Raw genomic sequence first — 23,156 nt, 5'->3', positions numbered from 1 at the left:
GCGGCGGCTCCCAGGGGATGAGTTGCCGAGGAGTAAGTTTGGTTAACTAGATTTGGTTTTATCGATACGCGGGGCGCGAGTCAAGAAGATTTTTCTCAGAAGGGCGCCGCCGAGAGCGTCGCAGCAGAAAAGCCGGCGAGCCGGCGACGTTAGTCGCCTGAGGTGTTTGCAGCGCTTTGCGTTACGGCGTACCACCGGCGGCTTACACCGCCGGCTCGCCGTTACTCGTGGATCGACGTTAGGCGTTGATCGCCGTGCGGTACATGCGGGCGTACGACTCGCGCACGCGCGTCTCGTCGAGCCAATCGAACACCGCCGCACGCGAACGCTCGCCCGCGGCGCGGGCCGCCGGCAGGTCGCCCAGCAGCGTGTCGAGCGCCTCGACGAGCTGCTGGGGGTCGTCGTCGATGATCGTCGCCTCGGCGCGCTCGAGCTCACGCCAGATGTCGACGCCGCGTGTGGTCACAACCTTGGCGCCGCACGCCATCGCCTCGGTGAGCACGATGCCGAAGTTCTCTTGGTGTGTGGGCAGCACGTAGAGGTCGCACGCCTGGTAGAGCGACAGCTTCTCACGCCCCCGGACCATGCCGAGGAAGTGGACCCGGTCGGCCACGCCGCGGCGTGTCGCTTGCTCGCGCAGCTGGGCGACGTAGGCGGTGGCGCCGGGGCCGGCGATCACCGCTTGGGTCGGCTTGCCGCGGGCCTTGAGCTGGGCCACGGCGTCGATCAGCGCGTCGACGCCCTTCTTCGGATCGACGCGGCTGAGGAACAGCAGCGTCGGCTCGGCCGCGGAGAAAGCGGCGCAGCGCTCGCGGGCGAGCTCGTCGCCCGGCAGGTCGGCGTAAGGGGTGAGGTCCATCACCAGCGGCAGCACCTCGGTGCGGCCGCGCGGGTACCAACGCTCGGCCTGGTCACGCTCGGCCTCGGCGGTGCAGTGGACCAGGGCGGCGTGCTCGAGCATCTTGCGTCCGCCCAGCGCGAGGTACACGCGTTTCTTCAGGCCGCGCTGGGCCATCGACCAGTCGTCGAGCATGCCGTGCACGCTCAGCACGTACGGCGTGCCCGCTCGTCTGGCCGCGCGGGCGACGTGGGGGTTCATCGGGTCCCAAGGCGTGTGCAGGTGCACGACGTCGGCCTCGGCCACGTGGCGCTCGATCGCCTCGCTCGAGGCGGCGCTCGGGCCGAAGAGTCCAGCCCGGCGGTCGAACCGAATCACCCGTGGGTTCGACCCCTCGGCGAGCCACTCGGGGGGGGCGTCGCCGGGGTCGCCGGTCAGCAGCGTGACGTCGATCGGCTCGGCGGTCGCCTGGGGCAACTTGGCTACCAAATCGAGGACCGCACGGACCACGCCGCCGGTCTCTTCGTTGAGCTGGTCGACGTAATGGAGGCAGCGCAAGGGGGAGGGCGTCCGTGTTAGGGGGGGCCCGGCGGGCGGGCGGCGCGCTGCGACTGGTGCTTGCGGCGAAGCTTACTTGGGCAAGCAAGCAAAGGCGCCGGCTGTAATCACCGCAACTGCGGCTGCGGCAATCAGTAAGCCATTGCGATATTTGTCCGATCTGGCGATCAGCAAATCGCGGATTTGGTTCTCTTGGTTCGTCATCGGCTGCAGGCCACTGACGGCAAGAGGCTCATAGCGCTGCTTCCACAAGGCCCATGCCTGGAGCGGCGTGAGATTGTCGATCCCTTCGGCCGCGCTTTTCTGGTAGATCGTGGCGTCGAACGGCGCCGGGGGGGCGGGCTTGGTTGTCTCAAACCAGCCCGCCAGCAGCGCCAGGCCGAGGGCCGCCAGCAGCCCGGCCGTCAGCACGCCGTGGCGGTAGCTCCAGGCCGAGGTTGGCTCCTCGGCTTGTTGAATAGGCTGTAATTCTCGTATTTTTCGCAGCGGCGGGGCCTCGACCGTGGCTCCGCAGGAGCAAGGGATCCGCTCGCCGGCCTGCCGTGTCTCGATCACGAGCATGGCGCCGCACTCGCAGGGGATTTGGTACTGGGCAGGCATCGCGGGTGAGTCAGCGGGGTGGCGCCGGCGTCGAGAGGATGGGACGGAAACGGAGGAGCGCGCGGGGCGTCTGAAAGCAGGGCGAAAGAGCGCCGGGTGCGTCTCCCCATTTTGCGCGGGGGGCACGGGAGGCCACAAGCGCCGCCCTTTTTCAAAAATAGAGGATGGACCCCGGTGTCTCGCTATTTAGAATTCTATAGACCCAGCCGACGGGCGCGCCGGGACGAGTCTGACCGCCGGCGGCGAGGTTTGCCCAGGCGTTGAGATTTTATCGACCGCTCGTTTTTGCTTTGTCGCAACTTCTTGCCAAATAAGGGGCTTGAAGGGACGCGCCGCGAATGGGTGTTAGACTTCGTTGTTCCGTGGAAGACCAGGCGTTGCTTTAGCGAGTAAGAAGGCGGCCGCTCGCGTGGCCCGAAGCCCCGGCAAGACGGGAGCGACCAACCCGAGTGGAGAGTCGCCCGCACGCCGAGACTTCCGAGTAGAGCCCCAGCGGTCATAACCCCCATTGCCTGTACGCCTTTGCCCGTGTGCCCGAGGAAGCACAATCGTTTACCACGACCCAAGCGTCAGTTAAGGCGGGGCGAACAGGAATCGCCCGCCCCGTAAGAGAGAGGCGTCGCACGCCGACCCCACCGATCGTATCGCGGCTCATTCCCACCGAATACAAGAGCGCGTCGTCGGAGGTCTTCTTGCCTCTGCTCCCGTTAAGCCGCGGACCCGTCGCCTAGGATGGCGAACCCGCCAGCATGACGCGCCCCCGCCGCGCGTCTGGCGCCTGCCTCGCCCACACCGCCCCGGTGCGACGCACGCGACGACCACGACCCCCACCGCTACCGCAGGAGAAAACGGCTTTGTACTCCACGCTCTTGGATCACGATCTCGTCGACGACAGCAACAACAGCGACGAGGCTGCGCAGACGCTCGGCGCCAACCTCGACACTGAGGACGACGACAGCGGCATTAGCACCGCCTCCACCGCGTCCGCCGACGAGACCGACAAGTCGGACGACGAAGACGGCCCGCTCGACGGCGCCGACAACGAGTCTTGGTCTGACGACCCCGTGCGGATGTACCTCACGCAGATGGGCGAGATCCCGCTGCTCACCCGCAAGGAAGAGATCTGCCTCGCCCGCCGCATCGAGCAGACCCGCACCGCCTTCCGCCGCAAGCTGCTGGCCTGCGACTACGTGATGCGCAGCGCCATCAAGGTGCTCGAGCGCGTCCACCGCGGCGAGCTGCCGTTCGACCGCACCGTGCAGGTCTCGGTGACGGACCGGCTCGAGAAGGAGCAGATCCTCGGCCGCATGCCGCACAACCTGCAAACGCTCTCGACGCTGCTCGCCCGCAACGCCGAGGACTACAAGATCGCCTCGAGCAAGAGCCAGAAGCCCGCCGCCCGCAAGGCGGCCTGGGCCCGCCTGGGGCAGCGCCGCTGCCGCGCGGTGCTGCTGGTCGAAGAGCTCGGCCTCCGCACCCAGCGGATCGAGCCGATGATCGAGCACCTGATCCAGTTCGACAAGCGTGTCCAGCAGCTGCGCAAGCAGATGGACAAGATGCGCAAGGACCGCCGCCCGATGTCGGAGCGCAAGCCCGTCATTATCGAGTACCGCACGCTCCTCCGCAGCATGCAAGAAACGCCTACGAGCCTCCACAACCGGGTCCGCCGCCTGCGTCGCGTCCACACCGAGTACCAGCGGGCCAAGCGCGGCCTGAGTGAGGGCAACCTGCGGTTGGTGGTCTCGATCGCCAAGAAGTACCGCAACCGCGGCCTGTCGTTCCTCGACCTGATCCAAGAGGGCAACGCCGGCCTGATGCGGGCCGTCGACAAGTTCGAGTACCGCCGCGGCTTCAAGTTCTGCACTTACGCCACTTGGTGGATCCGCCAGGCGATCACCCGCGCCGTGGCCGATCAGAGCCGCACGATTCGCATCCCCGTGCACATGGTCGAGACCATGAGCCGCGTGCGGAACGTCTCGCGGATGCTGCTTCAGCGTTTGGGCCGCGAGCCGACGATCGAGGAGACCGCCAAGGCGGCCGACTGCACGATCGAAGAGGCGCGTCGCGTGCTGGCCATGAGCCGCTACCCGATCAGCCTCGACCGCCCGGTCGGCAACAGCGAGGACAGCCAGTTCGGCGACCTGCTGCCCGACGCCGGCGCCGAGAGCCCCGCCCTGGGCGCCGCCCAAGAGATGCTCCGCGGCCGCATCACCAAGGTGCTCAAGACCCTGAGCTACCGCGAGCGCGAGATCATCAAGCTCCGCTACGGCCTGGGCGACGGCTACAGCTACACGCTCGAAGAGGTCGGCCACATCTTCAAGGTCACCCGCGAGCGGATCCGCCAGATCGAAGCGAAGGCGGTCCGCAAGCTGCAACAGCCGAGCCGCTCGGCCGAGCTGGTTGGCTTCCTCGACTGAGCCGAAGAGACTCTCCACGATGCGACCCAGACCCCGCACGCCGCCAGGCGTGCGGGGTTTTTTCATGGGGCGGGCCTCCGGGTGACAGCCGGGCGACCACCCGTTCGAAGCCAGTCGACCCCACTGTTTTCCTTAACACCGCCGCTTTGATAAACTTAGGCCGCCTCGCAGCGCGGCGAGCCTGGCCCCCCACGCGACACACGATGGCTGAACCTCTGAATGGACAACCCAACGACTGACATCAGCACTGGCAACGCCACGCTCGATGCAATCTTGGGCGGCGGCTTAACAGGCAACCGCATCTACCTTCTCGATGGCAACCCCGGCACGGGCAAGACCACCCTCGGCCTCCAGTTCCTGCTCGACGGCGCCAGCCGCGGCGAGAAGGGGCTCTACGTTTCGTTGTCAGAGACCAAGCACGAGCTCGACGCGATCGCCGACTCGCACGGCTGGTCGCTCGACGAGATCGACATCTACGAGCTGGTCGACCCCGCCGAGTCGCTCGACGCCGAGTCGCAGTACACCATGTTCCAGCCCTCGGAGGTCGAGCTCGGCGAGACCACCCGGCGGATGCTCGATCGTGTCGAGTCGCTCAACCCCCGGCGGGTGGTGCTCGATTCGCTCTCCGAGCTGCGGCTGCTGGCGCAGAATCCGCTGCGCTACCGGCGCCAGATCCTCGCCCTCAAGCAGTTCTTCGTCGGCCGCGATTGCACCGCGGTGTTTCTCGACGACAAGACCTCGCCCGACAACGACCTGCAGTTGCAGAGCATCGCGCACGGCGTGATCAGTCTCGACCGGATGCCGGCCGAGTTCGGCGACGAGCGGCGGCGGCTGCGGGTGGTGAAGTTCCGCGGGCGGAAGTTCGTCGGCGGGTGGCACGATTACGAGATCGAACGCGGCGGGGTGACGATCTACCCGCGCATCGCCGCCAGCTACAACGAGCTGCCCCCCAACGAGTTCGGCAAGCTGCTCAGCGGCAACGAGTCACTCGACCGGCTCCTGGGCGACGGCATCGAGCCCGGCACCAGCACGCTGATGCTGGGACCCGCGGGGGTCGGCAAGTCCAGCTGCTCCACGCTGTTCGCCGCCACAGCCTGCGGACGCGGCGAGCGTGCGGTGGTCTTTGTGTTCGACGAGAGCAAACGCACGCTCTGCCTCCGCTCGAAGGGCCTGGGGATGGACCTCACGAAGTTCGAGGAAGAGGGGCTCCTGGAGATCCACCAGGTGAATCCCGGCGCCGTCTCGCCCGGCCACTTCGCCGAGATGGTCCGCCAGGCGATCAAGCCAAGAGCCGACGGCAGCCGCGTGTCGCTGGTGGTGATCGACAGCCTCAACGGCTACCTCAGCTCGATGCCCGAAGAGCGGTTCCTGCAGGTCCAGATGCACGAGCTGCTCCACTACCTGGGCAGCTGCGGGGTTTCTACGTTCCTGGTCGTCGCCCAGCACGGCATGCTCGGCCACGCGATGCAGACGCCGGTCGACGCGAGCTACCTCGCCGACACGGTCATCCTGTTCCGGTACTTCGAGTCGGCCGGCTCGATCCGCCAAGCGATCTCGGTCGTCAAGAAACGCGACGGCGGCCACGAGCGATCGATCCGCGAGTTCCACATGTCCGACGGCCAGATCAAGGTCGGCGAGCCGCTGAGCAACTTCCACGGCGTGCTGGCCGGCACCCCGACCTACACCGGCGACAAGGCCGACCTGATCAAACCTCGGGACGGCGATGAGTGATCTTCAACCCCCAGGGGAGTCGCATCGGCTGTTGATGCTGTTGCCGACGACCAAGGACGGCGAGATCACCGCACGGCTGTTCGCCGAGAACGGCGTGGAGGGGGTCGTCTGCCCGGACCTCGACACGCTGTGCCGCGAGGCCCGCGCCGGGGCCGGGGCCCTGCTCGTCGCCGAGGAGCGGCTGCTCGGCGACTCGGAGCGTGCGGTCGAAACGATGCTGCGAGAGCAACCGACCTGGTCCGACCTCCCGCTGCTGATCCTCACACTCTCCAGCCAGGTCCACGCGGCCGAGCTCGAGCGGTGGCAGCAGTCGTTCAACGTGACGCTGATCGAGAGGCCGCTGAAGATCACGCCCTTCCTCAGCCTCGTGCGTTCGCGGCTCAAGGACCGCAAACGCCAGTACACGGTGCGCGACCTGCTCGAATCGCTCGACGCCCGCGGCCGCGAGTTCCGCCAGCTGGCCGACGCGATGCCCCAGATGGTGTTCGCCGCCGACGCCCGCGGACGGATGGAGTTCATCAACCAACGGGCCTTCGACCTGCTGGGACTGACCCCCCAGCGCTTGAAGGACGCCTCCTGGGCCCAGGCCATCCACCCGGAGGACATCGGCGCCGCCGAGACACGCTGGCGCCGTTCGATCGAAACGGGCGCCAGTTTCCAGGCCGAGCTGCGCGTGCGCGACGCCCGCACCGGCAAGCACCGCTGGCACCTCGTGCGGGCCGAGGCGATCCGCGGCCCCAACGGCGCCGTGCTGCACTGGTACGGCACCGGGACCGACATCCACCGCCAGAAGCTCTACGAGCGGCGGCTGGCGACCGACGCCGACCGCGCCGCCGCCGAGGGGGCCGCCAAGAGCGAGTTCCTCGCCAACATGAGCCACGAGATCCGCACGCCGATGACCGCCATCCTCGGCTACGCGGAGCTGCTCGCCGAGAAGGAGTCCGACGCCGAGAAACGCCGCTTCCTCTCGGTCATCCAGCAGAACGGCAGCTTCCTGCTCGAGATCATCAACGACATCCTCGACCTCTCCAAAATCGAAGCGGGCAAGCTCGAAACGGTCCCCGCCCGCTTCGAGCTCGGCCCGTTCGTCCACGACATCTACGCCCTGATGCGCGTGCGCGCCGACGAGTCGGGCGTCGGGTTCTCGGTCGAGTACAGCGGCGCCGCCCCCGACTGGGTCCACAGCGACCCGAAACGCCTACGCCAGGTGCTCGTCAACCTGGTTGGCAACGCGATCAAGTTCACCCACGAGGGCTCGGTCCGGCTGGCGGTCAGCGGCTCGCCCGGCGAGCTCGTCTTCGAGGTGATCGACACCGGCATCGGCATGTCCGACGACCAGATCGAGTCGCTCTTCGCGCCGTTCCACCAGGCCGACTCCTCGGTCTCGCGGCGGTTCGGCGGCACGGGCCTCGGGCTGGCGATCAGCCAGCGGCTCGCCCGCATGCTGGGCGGCGACATCACGGTCGCCAGCCGGCTCGGCGAGGGCAGCACCTTCAAGCTCACCCTCGCGCTCGCCGAGGACCAAGCGGCCCCACCCCCCGGCGCCCCGCGCGAGGGCGCCCTGGCCGCCGCCGACGACGAGCCGCCCCGCCTCGGCTGCCGGGTGCTGGTCGTCGACGACCGCCACGACATCCGGTTTCTCGCCGGCCGCATCCTCGAGAACGCCGGCGCCGATGTCGATTACGCCGAGAACGGGCTGCACGCCACGGAGCTGGTCGAGCGGATGCTCAACGCCGGCTCCCCGCCAGACATCGTGCTGATGGACATGCAGATGCCCGCGATGGACGGCTACGAGGCGACCGCCCGGCTCCGCAGCATGGGGTTCCGCCGCCCCATCATCGCGCTGACCGCCGACGCCATGCAGGGCGACATGGACCGCTGCCTGAAGAGCGGCTGCAACGCCTACCTGAGCAAGCCGATCGCCACCGCCGAGATGCTACGCATGGTGGCCGAGCACCTCGACTGACGAGCGTGGCGAGCGGCGCTAGGGCGAAGGCCCCCCGCAAGCCTAGGAAAGCCCCCGCCGTCAGCTTCCTCGATTAGGGGTATCTACCCAGTCTTGCTTTGACCCAGACCCCGCACGCCTGATGGCTTGGGGGATTTTTTCTGTGTTGGTCGTATTGTGATTCGGTTTGCGATGCTCGGGGCGGCAAGAAAGCGAAGCGTAAGCATTTTAAGTGTGGACTTCTCATGAGGGTCCCAGGGTAATAATTATTCTATTTTCTAAATAATGCTCAGAATGCTTGACCGGTAACCCCTCACCCACCTGAAGCGTTGGCGTGGGGGATGTTCGGCAGTTGGCCGGTGGCGGCGTAGTGGGCGACGGCTTGGGTGAGGGCTCCGAGCGGGTTGTGGCCGCGGCGTTTGAGCGTGCGGAAGACGGTCATCAGCACCGCCTGGGTGTGGGCGCCCGAGGGGCTGGCGTTCTGGTAGCTGTTCTTGCGCATCTGCACCGCCGGCCGCACCTCACGCTCGGCGTGGTTGTTGGTGGGGTCGACCCCGTCGTGCCACAGGAACGTGAACAGCCCGTCGGCGTGACGCGCGCAGCGGTCGGCGAGCCGGCGGGCGTCGGCCGACTCCCACTCCTCTTGCCCCAGCTCCCACGCCCGCCGCTGCAAGCGCGACACGGCCACGCCGTACGAGGGCTCGTCGAGCCGCTCACGCTCGCCTCGCAGAACGTAGGGTGCGATGAAGCGTCAGCGGAATCGCACCTTCGCGGTCACGAGCATGTCGCCCACATGCTAGCCGGCCAAGCGATTTCGACCGACCTTTACCCCCTGTGAAACCGGGAAGGTGCGATTCCGCTGCGCTCCATCGCACCCTACGGACTCCGGGCGTTGAGGGCCCGTCGTCAGCAGGTGCAGCAGACCCTCACCCAAGAGAAAAACCGCCTCGGCACGGCCCGCGACCGGGAGGCCCGCGAGTGGATCCGCCGCTCGATCGGGTTCCTCAAAGACCAGCTCCAGGAGATCGACGGTCGGCTGGCCGAGCTGACGCGTGAGGACCCCGGGTTCCGCCGCCGACGCGAGCTGCTGGTGACCGTGCCGGGGGTCGGGGCGACGACGGCCCACGGCCTGATCGCTGATCTGCCAGAGCTGGGCCGGCTGAACCGGGGCCAGGCGGCCAAGCTGGTCGGCCTGGCGCCGCCAATCCCGCGTCGGATGCCTCAGCGGCGGCCGTGGGGGTGGCTGAAAACGCGTTGGCGGGCGCAAGACAACGCAGCGAGCAGGAAAAGCAACAGGCCGCCAGGCTCGGGCGCCGCGGTCGCTTGGGCGAAGTCGGCGAGCGAGGCGCCGAAGTTCGCGACCCACAGGTCGTAGTCGGCCATATCGACGCCGCCCAGGCCGTTGCCGCTGTGGGCGATCGCCGACTCGTCGCCGTCGCCGAGGTGGTCGCGCCACACGGTGAAGTCGGCCGCGTCGACCGAGCCGTCGCCGTTGAAGTCGCCCGGCAGCAGAACCGGTTCGAGGAGGTTGAGCATCAGTACCGCACGGTTGGAAATCACGGAGTCGGACGCGGCCCCTGAAGTGTTTAGTTCGATCGAGAAGGGCGAGCCATCAAGCAGCACGCCGGAGAGCGTCTTGTTGCGGTCGGTTACCTCGATCGTTCCACCGAGGCTAAGGCCTGCGATGGGGAGCCCGTCTAACGCGAAGGCGATCCCATAAAAATTCAACCGGCTAGTGCTCAGCGCGTCGAAATCTGCGCCAAACTCGCCCCCGGCGATGTTTACTACCGAACCCAGATTCGCGTCGAAGACTTCGATCGCACCGCCTGAGATGTCCAACTCGCTGCTGGACAGCGCGACGACTTGGTCGAACTCACCACCACTCAGGTTGAGGTCGCTGTTGGACCCTGCGAACACGCTTCCGAATTGCCCCCCCGAAATATTCACTTGACTGCCGTAGTTGGCGCCGAACTGGTCGCCGAACGTGCCGCCAGAGATGTTGACCACGCTCCCGGACTCGGCGTCAAAGTACGGCTCAACAGTTCCCCCTTTGATGTTGAGCGTGCTGCCATCGTACGCGTTGGACCCGTAGCCGATAACACCGCTGGTCATCGTCACGCGGCTCCCTTGGTGAGTGCTTAGATTATAAATGTGCGTGCCTTCAATCGCGATGGTGTCGCCCGCCACGGAGTAGAGCGAACCGATCGACCCGCCGGAGAGGTGAAGGGTTGACCGGGCAGTTTCGAGCCGGCGTGTTTCTCCACCCGACATGTGGATCGTCGCGTCGACCGCCGAAAAATCGCTGCTTAGCACACCGCCAGGCAGGAGGTTCATCGTCTGCCCCGGGCGCAGGCTGGTGGGTGCGTTGGCGGAGTCGACTTGGATCGGCGTGGAATCCAACTCAGGGAGTGACGCCTGGACAATGCTCACGTCGGTCAAGGAATCGCCAAAGGTTTTCCCCCAGAAGATAAATGCGGTGCCGTCCGCGAAGACGCCGGTTAGCACGTCACCCTTGTTGACTGACGCGACCCCCTGTTGGAACGCCGAGCCGTTCAGCTGAAAATCGCCGCCGTAGATCGTCACTTGGCCGCCATCGACATTGCTGAACCTATCGCCGATGATTCCACCCGACAGATTGACCGTGCTGCCGTGATAGGCGTTGAAATCAAAAGCGATTTCTCCCCCGCTGATGTTCACAGTGCTCCCTTCATGGGCGGCGGATCTATAACCCACGCCGCCTCCCGAGATGTTGAGTACCGACCCGTAGAGTGCTCGGATACTCTCAGCCTGACCTCCGGTGACGGTCATCTCTGTGTCGATGATCGTGTAGTGATTGTGGGCGGTTCCACCTTCAACCTGAATATCCGCGCCTACCGCAACCAAATCTTTGTGATCTGATTCGTTGAGGGATCCGCCTTGCTTGACCGTCAGCGACTGCCCTTCACGCAAGCTAGTAACCACGGCGCCTGGTGCGTCAATCACAATAGGCGTCAAGTCGATGGCCGGCGTGTTTGTCTCCCCGAGGGTCACTGTCGCCGGGTAGGCGCCCGCATGAGCGAACACACCGCCGTCCTCAAGCGTGCCCGATAGTAGATCCCCGCTACCGATGGTCAGGGGGCCACCGCCGACTGGAACGCCATTGAAACGGAACTCCCCCCCCAAGAATGTCATCGCCGAGTTGAGACGCGTATCACCGATCAAGCCGCCTGAAATATTGACTTGGCTGCCACTAGACATCTGGATCGTTGACACGCCCCCACCCGCAAGATTGAACACCCCACCGCTATCGACATACACAGCTGTCGCGGCGCCGTCAAAAAGGTTCAGCCTCGCGCCGCTCTTGACGTAAATCGTGTCCGCCTGACCGTCGAAAAGATTGACGACGCTGTTGCCGTTGGCGACTAACCCGTAACCGATCTCGCCCCCGTCAATATTCACCTCGACATCGGTGTCGTTGCCATCCACAGCGCCGGCGGTAAACCCAGAACCGACGGACCCTCCGGATAAAATGTTGACGGTCGTGTTCGAGCCGATGGATTGGTTGTCACCAATTTGCGACGGGGGGACGTTGATAATGCCCGACGGAATCGTCTGCGCGTCGGCTAGGAGCGGCATCGCTAAGATGATCCCGCAAGCCGATCTCGCCAGCAGCAAGCAGACGCCGTGGAGGCGTGAGTTCGACGATAAAGGCTGGGTGGAAATCGTCATGCTGGAAATACTCCTGCCATCGGAGCCTCATCGAGATTGGCGTATAGCCGCATATTGTATCCACGGAGGATTTCCCCACAAGCTTCGTAACATCACGCAGAACGTAGGGTGCGATGAAGCGTCAGCGGAATCGCACCTTCCCGGCGTCTCGTGCATGGCCGCTCGGCCGGAAATGAGTTGGCGTCCCCAACCTTAGCCGTTCACTCAAATTCAAGCCACTCGTCGCCAAAGAACTCTCCCGACCCGCCCCATTCGGCGTTGTATTCCCCCAGTCGGCAGTAGCGGTGAAACGAGGACCACGGCCAATCCTTTGCGCGGGCAACGAGCCCGTGTTTGACCGGGTTGATGTGAATGTAGTCCATCGTGCGTCGCAGGTGCGTTTCGTCTCGAATCGCGCGCTCGTAGAACCTCCGCTGCCAGACGCCACGCTCGCCGCGCACGCCACGGCTTATCGTGGTTGGCGCCTCGACGCCACCGGCCGCTAGATAACGCCGCGTGAAACCCGCCTTGATCCGACTCCAGCGCTGTGAGAAGTCGTGATCGCCGCGCGGCAACGCCCAGAGGCAATGCAGGTGATCGGGCAATAGCACGATCGCGACAAGATCGAATGGCCGTCGTGTGCGGACTTCTCGGAATGATTCTCGCAGCGCTCTACGGGCGATCGCCGTGGTAAGCAAGTCGCGCCGCCCTTGGGTGGTCAGCGTGAAGAAGAAGGTTCCTCCTTCGATCGATGCTCGGCGGTAATTGGGCATCGGCTGTATCGCCGTGTCGAATGGCTAGGGTGCCGGCCGTTTGGGGTCGGGTCGAGGAGGTGCGATTGCGCTTCGCTTCATCACACCCTACACAGCGTTCAAACCAGTGGCCAAGAATAATTATGCGCGACTTGCGTCGATTCCGCGCGGCCGAATCCTCGCTGTAACTCGTTCGCAGCTCCCAACCTACAACAAAATCGCCGTGGCCCAAAAATCGCTGCTGCGCGCGCGGCCAAAAGCGATTGTCGAAATTAGGTGAAACGCCCGTTACAAATATAATTGGGCGCCGCAGGGTGGGCGCGCCGCTGCGTTCGTGCGGCGGTTCCTCTCGGTTGGCGGCGCCGGGCTGCGTTTTTCGGGCGTTGCCGGGGGCGTTCAGCGCGGCGAACTATGCTGGCGCAATCGCGGCGGCGAGTATTTCAAATACTTTTGGCCGCGCCGCTCGGCTCTCACTCGACCGTCACGATGACCCGCTGGTAGCGCGTTAGCGCGGGCGAGCCGTTGTCGGTCACCGCCAGGATGATGTGCATGTCGCCCACGCCCGGCGGCATGACGCGGCCGCTGGGAACGGTCAGCGAGGCCTGCGGCTGGTTGTGGTTGTCGATCTCGACCGGCTGCCCGGTCCGCGCGCTCGAGGTGGTGAAGGCGCCGACCTCGCCGTAGTAGAACCACTCGTAAGAGAGCTCGTCGCCGTCCGGGTCGCTGCTGCCCTCGGCGCTCAACTGGATCGTGTCGCCCTGCTTGGCGGTGACCGCGGCGGGGCTGGCGAGCTTGGCGACCGGCGGGTGGTTCGCCTCGTCGTACGGCTGGGTGGTCCAGTCGATGCGGGCGGCGAAGTCGTTCTGGTAGGCCGACCGCCAACGCCAGATCGTGGCGTGGTTCGTGGTGTGCCAGTTGCCGTCGACGCCGCGGACCTCGTCGACGGCGTTGGTCCAGAACGGGCGGGTCTCGGGCTCCTGGAACCACTTCTGCGTGCGCGGCGCGTAGAACTCGTAACGGCCGCCCCAGCCGCCCCAGTTGGGGTGCTCGGGTTGGTTGAGCCCGTTGCGGACCAGGCCGAGGAAGCTGGGCGTGTCGCCCTCCATGAGGTACTCGGTGTGCGGGTGCTGCGCGCCGAGCGGGCCGTGGTTCTGGCGGATGTTGCGGTCGAGCCAGTCGTTGTTCACCAGGCCGAAATCGGCGCCGGTGAAGCGGGCGTGGAACTTGTCGCCGCTGATGCCGCTCCAGGTAGCGAAGTGGTAGGCCCCGCCGGCGTGCATGCCGGGGCTGGCGATGAAGAACAGCTCGGGGAAGTTCTTGCGGATCCACGGGCCGCTGTTGTCCTGGTCCGAGATGGTGTAGACGCGCAGCTTCGCGACGAACCGCGCCAGCTCCTCGGGCGACCGCGTGTCGCGGACCTTCCACAAGGCCTGGGCGAGCACGTTGGGGCCGCCCCAAACCGGCACCCAGAGCGGCCGCGGGTCGTCGCGGTCGGCGGCGGCGATGAGCATCTCCGAGCCCTGGGAGTCTTGGCCCTCGCCGACGGCGTTCATGCCGTAGTCGGGCCTCCCCTCGCCGATGACCGACTCGAGTTGCTCGACCGCCGGATAGCCGGGCTCGTGCTTCTCCAGGTTGGACTGGACCTCGCCGTAGGCGGCGACGATCTCCTTGATCCGCCAGGCGGCGGTTTGGTTGCGTTGGTGGATCGAGGTCGTGGCGATCAGCCCCTCGATGTCGAAGTGGTTCGCGTAGGTGAGGAAGCGAACGAGCGACTGCGCGTCGTCGGGTTCGTTCTCGATGTCGGTCAGGACAAAGACGCGCCGCTTCGTTTCGTCCGCCGCGGCGCCCGAGGCGAGACCAAGCAGGAGGGAAGCGAGCAGGCCGAGGGTCGTGAGGCTTTTCATAGCTGGAGCCCGGTGGGTGCTAGGAAGAGGATTCGCAGAGGAGCCCGCCGAGGGGCGGTCGTTGAGCTGTCTATTCTTGCATACCGGCGGGCCGGTGTCTCTTGGGGCGCCGGTCTCTTGGTCGAGTGGGGGCCACCGGCGCCGCTACGGGGCCGGCGCGCCTTGGCAGCGATCCATCCGCTCGGCGAAGTCGCGGAGGTAATCGACCCGCCAGCGGTTGACGCTCTTGGCGCCGGGGTGCACCCCCTCGGCCGTCGCGGGGTCGGGGTCGTCGGTCCACCAGTGGGGGTGCGATTCGGAGGGCTTGCTCGTCCGTTCGGGCGGCGGCGGGGTCGCGTCGAACTTCCCATTCTGCCCATGGAGGGCGGGGGAGTCGCTCTTGATCTCGTACGACCAAACCTTCGCGTCGCGGGGCGAGAAGCGGAAGCGGAGCGACTCGCCTTCGTCGACGCCCACGGAGGCGGGCCGGCCGTGGCTGAAGACCATCGAGGCGGAGTGCTCGGCGGTGTAGCCCGTGGGCTTGGGCAGCACGAACTCGACGACGCCAAACGCCTCGGCCTTGTCGTCCGCGGTGGTGTGGCGATCGAAGACGGTCTTTCTGCCATCCCAGATCCGAGCGTACTTGCCGCCCCAGCTGGGGCTGGCGGGGTCGTCCGAAACGCCGCGGAGTAAGCGGGCGACCGAGGGGGTGTCGCCCATCTTGATGTCGTCTTTGGCTCGGACAAAGCAAGCGCCGAGCGCGCCGTGCCCCGCGATGTGCTTATCGACGAAGCCGTGGTTGCTCCATTGCCCCTGCTGCTCGCCGCCGACAAACCAGCCGCGGTAGGTGGCGTTCGATTCGATCATCCACAGTTGCGGGTGGTTCTGCTCGACGTAGTTGTAGGCGTCGACGCTCCATTTCTTGTTCGGCCCGCCGATGTAATAGACCCGCAGCTTGGGCAGGATGTCGGGGGCGTCGTGGAGCGCTTGGGCCAGGTCCTCGATGCCTCCCCACACGAGCACGTGCAGGGGACGCGGGTCGTCGCGACGGGCGCATTCGATGAGCCACCGCGAGCCCTCGGTCGGCTCGCCCACGCCCGAGTGGTCGGGCGTGTGGAGCGCGCCTTGCTTGCAGATGGCGCGCAGGGCGTCGGGCTCGGGGTAGTCGGCGGAGTGAGAACGCAGGCTCGGGTAGTCTTGCTCGTAGGCGTCGATCACTTCGCCGATGCTCTCGGTGCGGCCTTCGCCGTACGGCGACGAAATCAGCCCCTCGAGATCGAGCACGTCGGCGTAAACCAGCAGGTGAACCATCGACTGGAAGTCGTCCGGGTCGGTGCCGCCGATGTCGGTGGAGACCACCACCCGATGCCGCCCGCCGCTGAGGGCCCCGTCGCCGGCAGCGGCGATCGCGGCCCCTCCTGCGAGCATGCCCATCAGGCCGAAGAAGCTGACAGCGTGTTTCCTTTGACGCGAAAGCATCTCACCTCCGTTTCGGCGAAGCGTAGGGTTGGGGGCGTAGAGCGGGGCGATTGCCGCTTGGAATCGAAGGCGGCGGCGCAATCACGCGGCCCGTAAACGACTGCAGGCCCTTGCCATTCCGCAAGGGCCTGCAGCTTGAGTGATCGGGTGATCGCCTAATCAGATTAGGCCCCGAACAGGTTTTCAAGAGACGCGGCGGTCGGTACTGCCCGCCACGTCTCATGGGCTTCCGGGTCGATTACTTCTTCGCTCCGCGTCCGAAGCAGACCGAGAGAAGTGCGATCAGGCCGAGGGCCACGGCGGCGGGCTCGGGGACCGCAACCGACATCTCCGGCATCTCGATGGGCACGACTTCGGTGCTGCCGAAGTTCTCAACCCACTGGTCGTAGTGAACGGCGCCGACCACCCCGCCGAGGAAGTCGTTTATGAGCGTGCCTTCGGCGGCGCCCAGGTTGTCGCGGAACACCGTGAAGTCAGCGGCGTCAACAACGCCGTTGTTGTTGTAGTCGCCGGCGACGCGTGTTTCAATCTGCAGGGTGACCTCCAAGATGCCCGTTCCCGAGAAGTAGTCACTCTCGTAATCGGCGCCCGTGCCGAAGGCTCCGTAAGTGCCTGCCGGAACCGAGGCATCGTCAAGGAACAGGCTGCTGACCGTGTCGATGCCGGCAAAGTCGAGATCGAACACCGCGTTGTCATCCACCCTCACATCGGCGGTGTCGGCCAAGTAAGCGTTGGTGATGCTGAGGATGCCTTCGTCAACAGAAGTGTCGCCCGTGTAGGTGTTGGGGGCGGTCAGGATCCACTTGCCGGAGCCTTCCTTCTCGAGATTGACAAGGTTGGTGACCGAGTCGCCGATCACCGACGCCAGCGTGTTGTCGCCGGTGTTGTCGCCCGTGAGGGTGAACGTCCTCTGGACGTCGATGAAGGACCAAGTCGATGGGGTTTCTTCATAGTTGACGAAAAGGTTCTGCTGATCGCTGATTACGAAGCGGGTCGGGCTCTGGATGCCGGTGACTGTGATAATGTCATCGTCATCAAGTTCGCTTTCCTCCATGTGGTTTCCGTCTTCGCTAACGATCATGCCGCGGACCAGGTCACTGGTGTCTTCGAAGCCGAACGGGATCCATTCACCCGATTGCGTAATGCCCGTTTCGTGGTCGAAAGCGTTGCTCACGGTTCCGACACGATCGGATGCTGTCATGATCTTCAAGGCGCCGGTGTTGTTGAACACGATTGCTCCCGAGCCAGACGAATCGAGCGTGGCGCCGTGGGTGCCGATCGTGAAGAGACGATCGGTCGTGTCGCCGTCGCCCTCGTAACGCAGGGTGCTGCCCTGAATGACGAGGTTGTCGGCGCTGCTGCTCGAAGCGCCGATGCTGCTGCTGACGCCGCCGTTGGCCATCTCCGTGACGATGAGCGTGGTGCCGTTGTAGGAGTTATTGGCCATGCCAACTCCGCCCGCACTCGACGAGAGGCTTCGGAGGTACTTGCCTTGGATGCGGGTCTCGCCGGTGTAGTCGTTCACGCCGGTGATACGCACGCCGCCCAGCCCGCTGACGCTGCCTGAGTCGAGACCGTTGGTGGCCAGCAGCTTGTTGTTGCCCGTCAGCTGGTTGGTCCCGGGCAGGGTGATCACTCCGGTGCCGCCGCCGAAGCGGTAAGTCGAATCGGCGGGGGTCACCGAACCGGTGTAGGTGATTCCTTCCGCCGGACCCGACAGCGACATCGACTCGGCGTTGCGGAGCATGCCTGAGGTGAAGTCGAAGTCGGCGTCGGTCTCGTGGGAAGAGAGCATCAGGCCGCCGGTGTCGTAATCCATGAAAGACTCAACATCGTCCATGAACGTAGCGGTTTGCTGCGAACGGTTGTTAAGGCGGATGAGGAAGTCGGTGTTGACGTTTGCGGGGTTGCCGCCCACGTAAATCGTTCCCGTGTCGACACCGATGGTACCGCCGCCGGTGGCTTGGATCACGGCAGGCGACATGGCGTCATTGGTGGCGTAATGCCAGTTGCCGCCTTGGATTCTGGTGTAGGCCGAGTAGGTGTTGTCCGTGCCAGTGACGTGCACCGAGCCGATTCCACGAAGGCCGAACGATTGGGGCTGATCGTTTTCCGGCAACGGGTAATCCTCGCTGTCGAGGCGGTTTACCATCTTGCCTGAGATGTTCCAGTCGCCCGTGCCGTCAAAGTAGAATTCACGCTCGTTCGGAATGTCCTCTGGCGGGTCCTCGTCGGCGGCGATCGTGCCGGCGATGTTGAACGTTTTGCCCTTGGCGATGTGGTTGACCCAGCCACGCGAGTTGCGCTGGGTGATGTCGCCCAGCCAAGTCAGGCTGTGGTCGCCGGCGACGAGCGGGTAGTTCGACAGAACCATGGAGGCCGACACGGTGCGGGCGTCGTTGTCCGACGTGATCGCAGCTCCGAGGCCGCCCGAGCCGATGCGGGTGTCGAGGCCCATGGCCTGGTCGTTGGCAAGCACGAGGGTGCCACTTCCGTACGAGAAGTTGCTGACCGTGTTGGCGGCGCTGATGATGGTGGTGCCGCCGCCGCCGCCAACCCGCAGCGTGCCGGGGCCGGAGATCACGCTTTGTAGATGGACCGTGCCCCGCGAGTCGCTGTTCGCGTTGAATCGAGCCGTGGTGGTGGCGTCGGGGTTCTCCGTGGTGGGAGCGGCTTCGGTAACGACGGGGCCCGTCACGTAGATCGAGTTCGAAGAGAGCGCGTTGATGCTACTGTTGCCCGAAAAAGTCAGCTGCCCGGAGAGGGTGAGGTCTTTCGTGGTCCTGAACTTCGTGACCCCGTCATCGTAAGTCCCGACATCGACGATGTCGTTGAACTGCACCGGGGCGCTGATCTCGTTGGTCGAACCTGCGGAGCCGCCGCTGACAAGCAGCGCCCTGCCCGAATTCCATGGCTGAATGACATCATCCTCATCGGTCGTGTCGGGCAGTTCGTAGTTCTCGAACACCAAACGTCCCCCCGAGGAGGAGACCGTTGTCGAGACCGGGCCGGCGGAGCCACCCATACGGAGGCCGGCGACCGCGACATCGGTCGCACCGACGTTGACGTTCAGATCGGCGCCCAGGCCAACCGAGAGATTCGCCCCGATCACGGGAGTGAAGACGGTCATGTCCGGGTCCATTCGGTCCGGATCATTAGGGAACGTGGGGGTGCTCCAGTTAGCGTCGACTTGCCAATCTTGGGAGCCGGTCAGCGAGCTGTCCCAGTTGGATTCCGCCAATTGCGCGACCGCCGTGGTCGACAGCAACATGGTTCCTAACAGCGCAACGCAAGGCCAGGTATTCGATCTATGGAGCACGATGTTCAGCCCTAGAAGGTCGTGTGAAAAGAGTCCCGTCAGAGTAGACGTGGCAGGAGGGGCCGGTGTGATAAGCGTGAGCCCGCAGGCTCGGCTCCTCGACATGGACCAGTCTCTCTCGATTCTAACGATGAACCTGGAAAGGTGGACAAGGGAATGGTGCTTATTTTCGGACAATAATCCTTGATTGCGTTCGCGGATCGGGCAATACGCTCTGCGGTTTATGGTCCCAAAGCGGCTGCTGTCGATGGAGGGCTGAGGGCTCTTGGTGATTAGGTTGCGATCACTCAACGCTAGGAGTTTTCGAGGCTCGTTGTCGAGCTTGCCGGGGCATGCTCGGCCATGCGTGGATAATCAAAATGGGGTTTAGCAAAATGCCCGACCTTCTGGCACACGGGGGTCGTAAAAAGATTGCGAAGCGAAAGCTCCTGGCGAAAGAAAGCGGCTTCGGCTATCCGCGGTTTGCTCAGCAGCTCGGCGGGTCATCTCTGGCGTGCCGATGGAGAAGTGCGGCCCTTGAAAAGCCGATAAACCCCCTTCGTCCGACAGACCGTCGCAAGTGCTAGAAGTGGCGACGGAATCGGGAATCTGTCTGAAAATAAGGGCTTACGGCGCGAGGGGATTTTTGTGCTTCTGCTATAAAAGGGTGAAGGGCTCGCAAGGATGGTACGGGCGAGCCCACGACCTTCTCACCAACTCTCGTTCTTGGATTCATCGAATATGAATGCACCATCTAATCGTCGGCTCGCACGCGAGGCGTTCACGCTCGTGGAGCTTTTGGTCGTGATTGCGATCATTGGCATCCTAGTCGCGTTGTTGCTGCCAGCGGTTCAATCCGCGCGTGAAGCGGCGCGTCGGAATCAGTGCAAGAACAACCTGAAACAACTTGCGCTAGGCTGTATCAATTTCGAATCCGCCCATCGCTTCTTCCCGCATGGCGGCTGGGGATACCAATGGGTCGGCGACCCCGACTGGGGTGTCGGTGAGAAGCAGCCCGGCGGTTGGATCTTTCAGGTTTCGCCGTTTATTGAAGAGACCTCCAACCAGCAGATCGGCTCCGGTTTAGGAAACGCAATTCGAGCCCCGGTGACCCCTAAGAAGGAAGCGCTCACCAAGCTGATCTCGCACCCGATCGCTAGTCTGATTTGCCCTTCGCGACGCGCGGCGATTCTCTACCCGTCATCGATTAATAACAGTGGCGGCGCAAAGAATAAACTTCACAACGCCATCCAGAACGAAACGGGCACCTACGCCAAGACCGACTACGGCGCTAACGGCTCTTCGTCGCCTAAGGGGCCGGGTGTTAACTGCTACCGGGATTACCCCCGTTGCGACAATTTCGACCCTGTCCCGTCAAGCGGAGGCATCGTCGGATTCCGTTGGGGAGCGACTTTCCGACAGATCACCGACGGCACTTCCAAGACGGCGATGATTGGTGAGAAGTACTTGCCGATTCCGCACTACACCACTGGCCTGTACGACGGTGACGACAACACGTGCTACCACGGCCAAGACGTCGACTTGGTTCGCAGTTACGGCTCTAAGCCATTGCAGGATAGCGACTATCCCGCCAACTCCACTTTGGATTCTCTCCGGGGCCACGCGAAAACCACGTTAGGCTCGGCTCACCCGGGCGTGGTCCAGGTCGCTCTTTGCGATGGCTCGGTCCACTCTTACTCGCTCAGCGTCGAGAAGTACGTGTGGGTCGACCTCGGTGGCCGTGACAACGGGGATGAAATCGTTCGCTCAGATACCTGGTGAGGCGCGACCGGGTCGCAGCCTCCTTTGCTGCTGTATGCAGTAACCGAGCTCTGACCGACGTTTCCTTCAGACAACGCAACGCAGCTAGCCCTTTCTGAGAAGGGGCTAGCTGTTTTTATGCGCCTGCACTGTTTTTCGGTACTGTGTGTAGGTACTGTGTGTCCTGCACGCATAAGATCGGCGGGGCTTCGTGAGTGGTGTGTACGTCACTTTGAGCGGCGACGCTTATGTCAGCTCTAATTTGAGGGACCGCGTGTCGTTATTCAGCAATACGCGTTAGCGCACTGTGCTATGATGGGCGTCTCTCTTGAGTTACTTCACGCCTGTAGACAAAGCCCACCAGATGCCGCACTCACGAGCTCTTCTTATCTTGCTGCTGTGCGGTATGGCTCCTAGCACCGCCGTGCTGGCCGGGGCGGTAATCATCGAGCCGGACGATTACGCCGAAGACACGGTCCTCAACGACATCCATCCGTCGGTCGAGCTCCGCATTTATGACGCGTTTATCAACGAGAATTTCCCCGAGAGGTTCGGCGAGTTCCCCGCACCGCACGTGATCGATGTCCGCGCCACCACCAGCGAAGACATCTTCGGCGGCTACTTCACGTCGACCGGCGTGAAGGGCTTCTCGCATGCGGGGATTGATTACTTTAGCGAGTCGAGACAGCTCGCCATGCGTTTTGTGGCGGCCGCCAGTTCGGTCACCATCGATTTCATCGGCACGAGTTCGCTTTCGGCGCAGGTGGGGGTGCTGGAGGTTTATTCGCCCACCGGCGCGTTTCTGCAGCGCGTCGAAACGGCGCAGCTTTATGCGCACGAAGTGGAGCCGCTGTCGATCACCCGACCGGGCCACGAGATCGGTTACGCCCGGGCCTTCTCGCACGACGATTTCAGCCCGTTCGGCAACCTCGATCGCTTGCGATTCAACACCCCCACGCCGGGGGACGGCAACGGCGACGGGCGGGTCGACGCGGCCGACTTCACGGTGTGGCGCGACCATCTAGACCAGCAGGTTACGCCCTACACGTTGGGCGACTTCGATGGCAGCGGGGTAGTGACGACTGCCGACTACGACTTGTGGGTGCATAACTTCAGCGCTGGCGGCTCAAGTCCCGCTGCCGCTTCGGCGCCAGAGCCTTCGGGGCTGCTGATCGCCGCCGCATTGGCGATCGCCACACAGCTCAGTTCCCGCCGCCGGGTTTGACCGCTCTGGTGGCTATGAACGTGTCCATCAGCCGCGAGACCGGATCGCCCTCGGGGTCTTGAAACCGGCTCTCCATCATGGCGGTGAGCAGGAAGCCCGCGTCGAGCTGGCCGCCGATCTGGTCGGTGAGTGTGTGACCGAATTCAAGGACATCGCCCGCGTCGATTTGCGCTTTGATCTTGGGGTCGGTGAGGTCGGCGGCGTCGGACGTCGGCACGGGGAACCTCAGCAGCAGCGAGCCGTTGTCGTAGCGGCCGTCTTCGACCGCGAAACGGACCGGGTTGCAGAACCCAGCTAGCAGGACCCCGCCGGGCCGCAGCACGCGCCAGCATTCGCGCCACACCGGCCGCACACTCTCGGCAAAGCAGTTCGCGCAGGGGTGAAAGACAAGGCCGAAGCTCTCGTCGGCGAAGGCCGACAGGTCGGCCATGTCGCCTTGGGAGGTCGTCAGCTCAAGCCCGTCGCGCTCGGCGACCGCGCGGTCTTGCCCGAGCTGCTTGGGCGAGGCGTCGAGCACGGTGACCACAGCGCCGGCCGCGGCGAGCGGCGGCCCCTGCTGCCCGCCGCCCGAGGCGAGGCAGAGCGTCGGCGTGCCAGCGAGCGGCGGGTACCACTCCATCGGGACCGGCTTGTCAGGGATGAGCAGCAGTTCCAGCTCGCCGACGCGGGCGCGCTCGATAACGGCCGGATCCGCGGGCCGGGTCCACTCGTTGCCCGCCTCGACGAGACGGTCCCAGGCCCGGGCGTTGTGGGAGAAGGGGTTCATAGAGTTGAAGGCGATCGGTCGATTAGCGGCCGAGGCGGCTGAAAGAGAATGTGCTGCTCTGGCAGCAAGCCAACCAGCAACGCTCTTCTAGGAAGAATGGGGGGAACGGTGGAACGCGGGAGCGGCTCCGGGGCCCGCGCGGGTGGTCTGGATCGCGCCGGGTAGGGCGGGCGGCGTCCGTCGGGCGTGGTCAGTCTACGGCCAAGTTCGCTCATT

At 64.6% G+C, this 23,156-nt stretch carries 14 protein-coding genes; 5 read left to right on the top strand and 9 right to left on the bottom strand.

Annotated features, from left to right (window positions below; genetic code table 11):
- Positions 1-238: 238 nt before the first annotated feature.
- Both Mal64_RS06685 and Mal64_RS06680 read right to left on the bottom strand, forming a co-directional pair.
- Positions 239-1,396 carry a glycosyltransferase gene (locus tag Mal64_RS06685; protein ID WP_146398277.1) on the bottom strand — a complete coding sequence of 386 codons (1,158 nt, stop codon included), beginning with the start codon at positions 1,394-1,396 and terminating at the stop codon, positions 239-241.
- 72 nt (positions 1,397-1,468) lie between these two features.
- Entirely contained in the window at positions 1,469-1,957 is a 489-nt protein-coding gene (locus tag Mal64_RS06680; RefSeq protein WP_146398275.1) for a hypothetical protein, read from the bottom strand.
- Between the two features lie 788 nt (positions 1,958-2,745).
- Here Mal64_RS06680 and Mal64_RS06675 point away from each other — a divergent pair.
- From Mal64_RS06675 to Mal64_RS06665, 3 genes are all read left to right on the top strand, one after another.
- Positions 2,746-4,413: a sigma-70 family RNA polymerase sigma factor gene (locus Mal64_RS06675; RefSeq protein WP_146398272.1), complete on the top strand. Its 1,668-nt coding sequence runs from the start codon at positions 2,746-2,748 to the stop codon at positions 4,411-4,413.
- A 219-nt stretch (positions 4,414-4,632) separates the two neighbouring features.
- Complete coding sequence (locus Mal64_RS06670) at positions 4,633-6,144, top strand: ATPase domain-containing protein (RefSeq protein WP_146398270.1); 1,512 nt, start codon at positions 4,633-4,635, stop codon at positions 6,142-6,144.
- A 34-nt stretch (positions 6,145-6,178) separates the two neighbouring features.
- Positions 6,179-8,110: a hybrid sensor histidine kinase/response regulator gene (locus Mal64_RS06665; protein ID WP_197525516.1), complete on the top strand. Its 1,932-nt coding sequence runs from the start codon at positions 6,179-6,181 to the stop codon at positions 8,108-8,110.
- A gap of 292 nt (positions 8,111-8,402) precedes the next feature.
- On the opposite strand, the gene Mal64_RS20275 is transcribed toward Mal64_RS06665, so the two are convergent.
- The 6 genes from Mal64_RS20275 to Mal64_RS06635 all read right to left on the bottom strand — a co-directional run bounded on the left by Mal64_RS20275 (position 8,403) and on the right by Mal64_RS06635 (position 19,161).
- Complete coding sequence (locus Mal64_RS20275) at positions 8,403-8,771, bottom strand: IS66 family transposase (RefSeq protein ID WP_197525515.1); 369 nt, start codon at positions 8,769-8,771, stop codon at positions 8,403-8,405.
- A gap of 539 nt (positions 8,772-9,310) precedes the next feature.
- Positions 9,311-11,797, bottom strand: a complete 2,487-nt coding sequence (locus Mal64_RS20415) for a hypothetical protein (protein ID WP_391570401.1) — start codon at positions 11,795-11,797, stop codon at positions 9,311-9,313.
- A 200-nt stretch (positions 11,798-11,997) separates the two neighbouring features.
- Entirely contained in the window at positions 11,998-12,549 is a 552-nt protein-coding gene (locus tag Mal64_RS06650) for an REP-associated tyrosine transposase (RefSeq protein WP_146398262.1), read from the bottom strand.
- A 449-nt stretch (positions 12,550-12,998) separates the two neighbouring features.
- Positions 12,999-14,432 (bottom strand): nucleoside hydrolase-like domain-containing protein, encoded by a 1,434-nt coding sequence (locus Mal64_RS06645; RefSeq protein WP_146398260.1) that lies wholly within the window; start codon positions 14,430-14,432, stop codon positions 12,999-13,001.
- A gap of 144 nt (positions 14,433-14,576) precedes the next feature.
- Positions 14,577-15,890 carry a DUF1593 domain-containing protein gene (locus Mal64_RS06640; protein WP_231993598.1) on the bottom strand — a complete coding sequence of 438 codons (1,314 nt, stop codon included), beginning with the start codon at positions 15,888-15,890 and terminating at the stop codon, positions 14,577-14,579.
- A 238-nt stretch (positions 15,891-16,128) separates the two neighbouring features.
- Entirely contained in the window at positions 16,129-19,161 is a 3,033-nt protein-coding gene (locus Mal64_RS06635) for an autotransporter-associated beta strand repeat-containing protein (protein ID WP_197525513.1), read from the bottom strand.
- A gap of 753 nt (positions 19,162-19,914) precedes the next feature.
- On the opposite strand from Mal64_RS06635, the gene Mal64_RS06630 reads away from it, so the two are divergent.
- Both Mal64_RS06630 and Mal64_RS06625 read left to right on the top strand, forming a co-directional pair.
- Entirely contained in the window at positions 19,915-20,970 is a 1,056-nt protein-coding gene (locus tag Mal64_RS06630) for a DUF1559 domain-containing protein (RefSeq protein ID WP_146398256.1), read from the top strand.
- A 385-nt stretch (positions 20,971-21,355) separates the two neighbouring features.
- Positions 21,356-22,174 (top strand): dockerin type I repeat-containing protein, encoded by an 819-nt coding sequence (locus tag Mal64_RS06625; RefSeq protein WP_146398254.1) that lies wholly within the window; start codon positions 21,356-21,358, stop codon positions 22,172-22,174.
- Here the strand turns inward: Mal64_RS06625 and Mal64_RS06620 are convergent.
- Entirely contained in the window at positions 22,152-22,940 is a 789-nt protein-coding gene (locus Mal64_RS06620) for a class I SAM-dependent methyltransferase (RefSeq protein ID WP_146398252.1), read from the bottom strand. The genes Mal64_RS06625 and Mal64_RS06620 overlap by 23 nt on opposite strands.
- Between the last annotated feature and the right edge of the window lie 216 nt (positions 22,941-23,156).

Origin of the sequence: Pseudobythopirellula maris (assembly GCF_007859945.1) — a bacterium.
In the GTDB taxonomy this organism is placed as follows: Bacteria; Planctomycetota; Planctomycetia; order Pirellulales; family Lacipirellulaceae; genus Pseudobythopirellula; species Pseudobythopirellula maris.
Note: the sequence above shows the minus strand (reverse complement) of the source record. Positions and strands in the feature narration are given on the sequence as shown.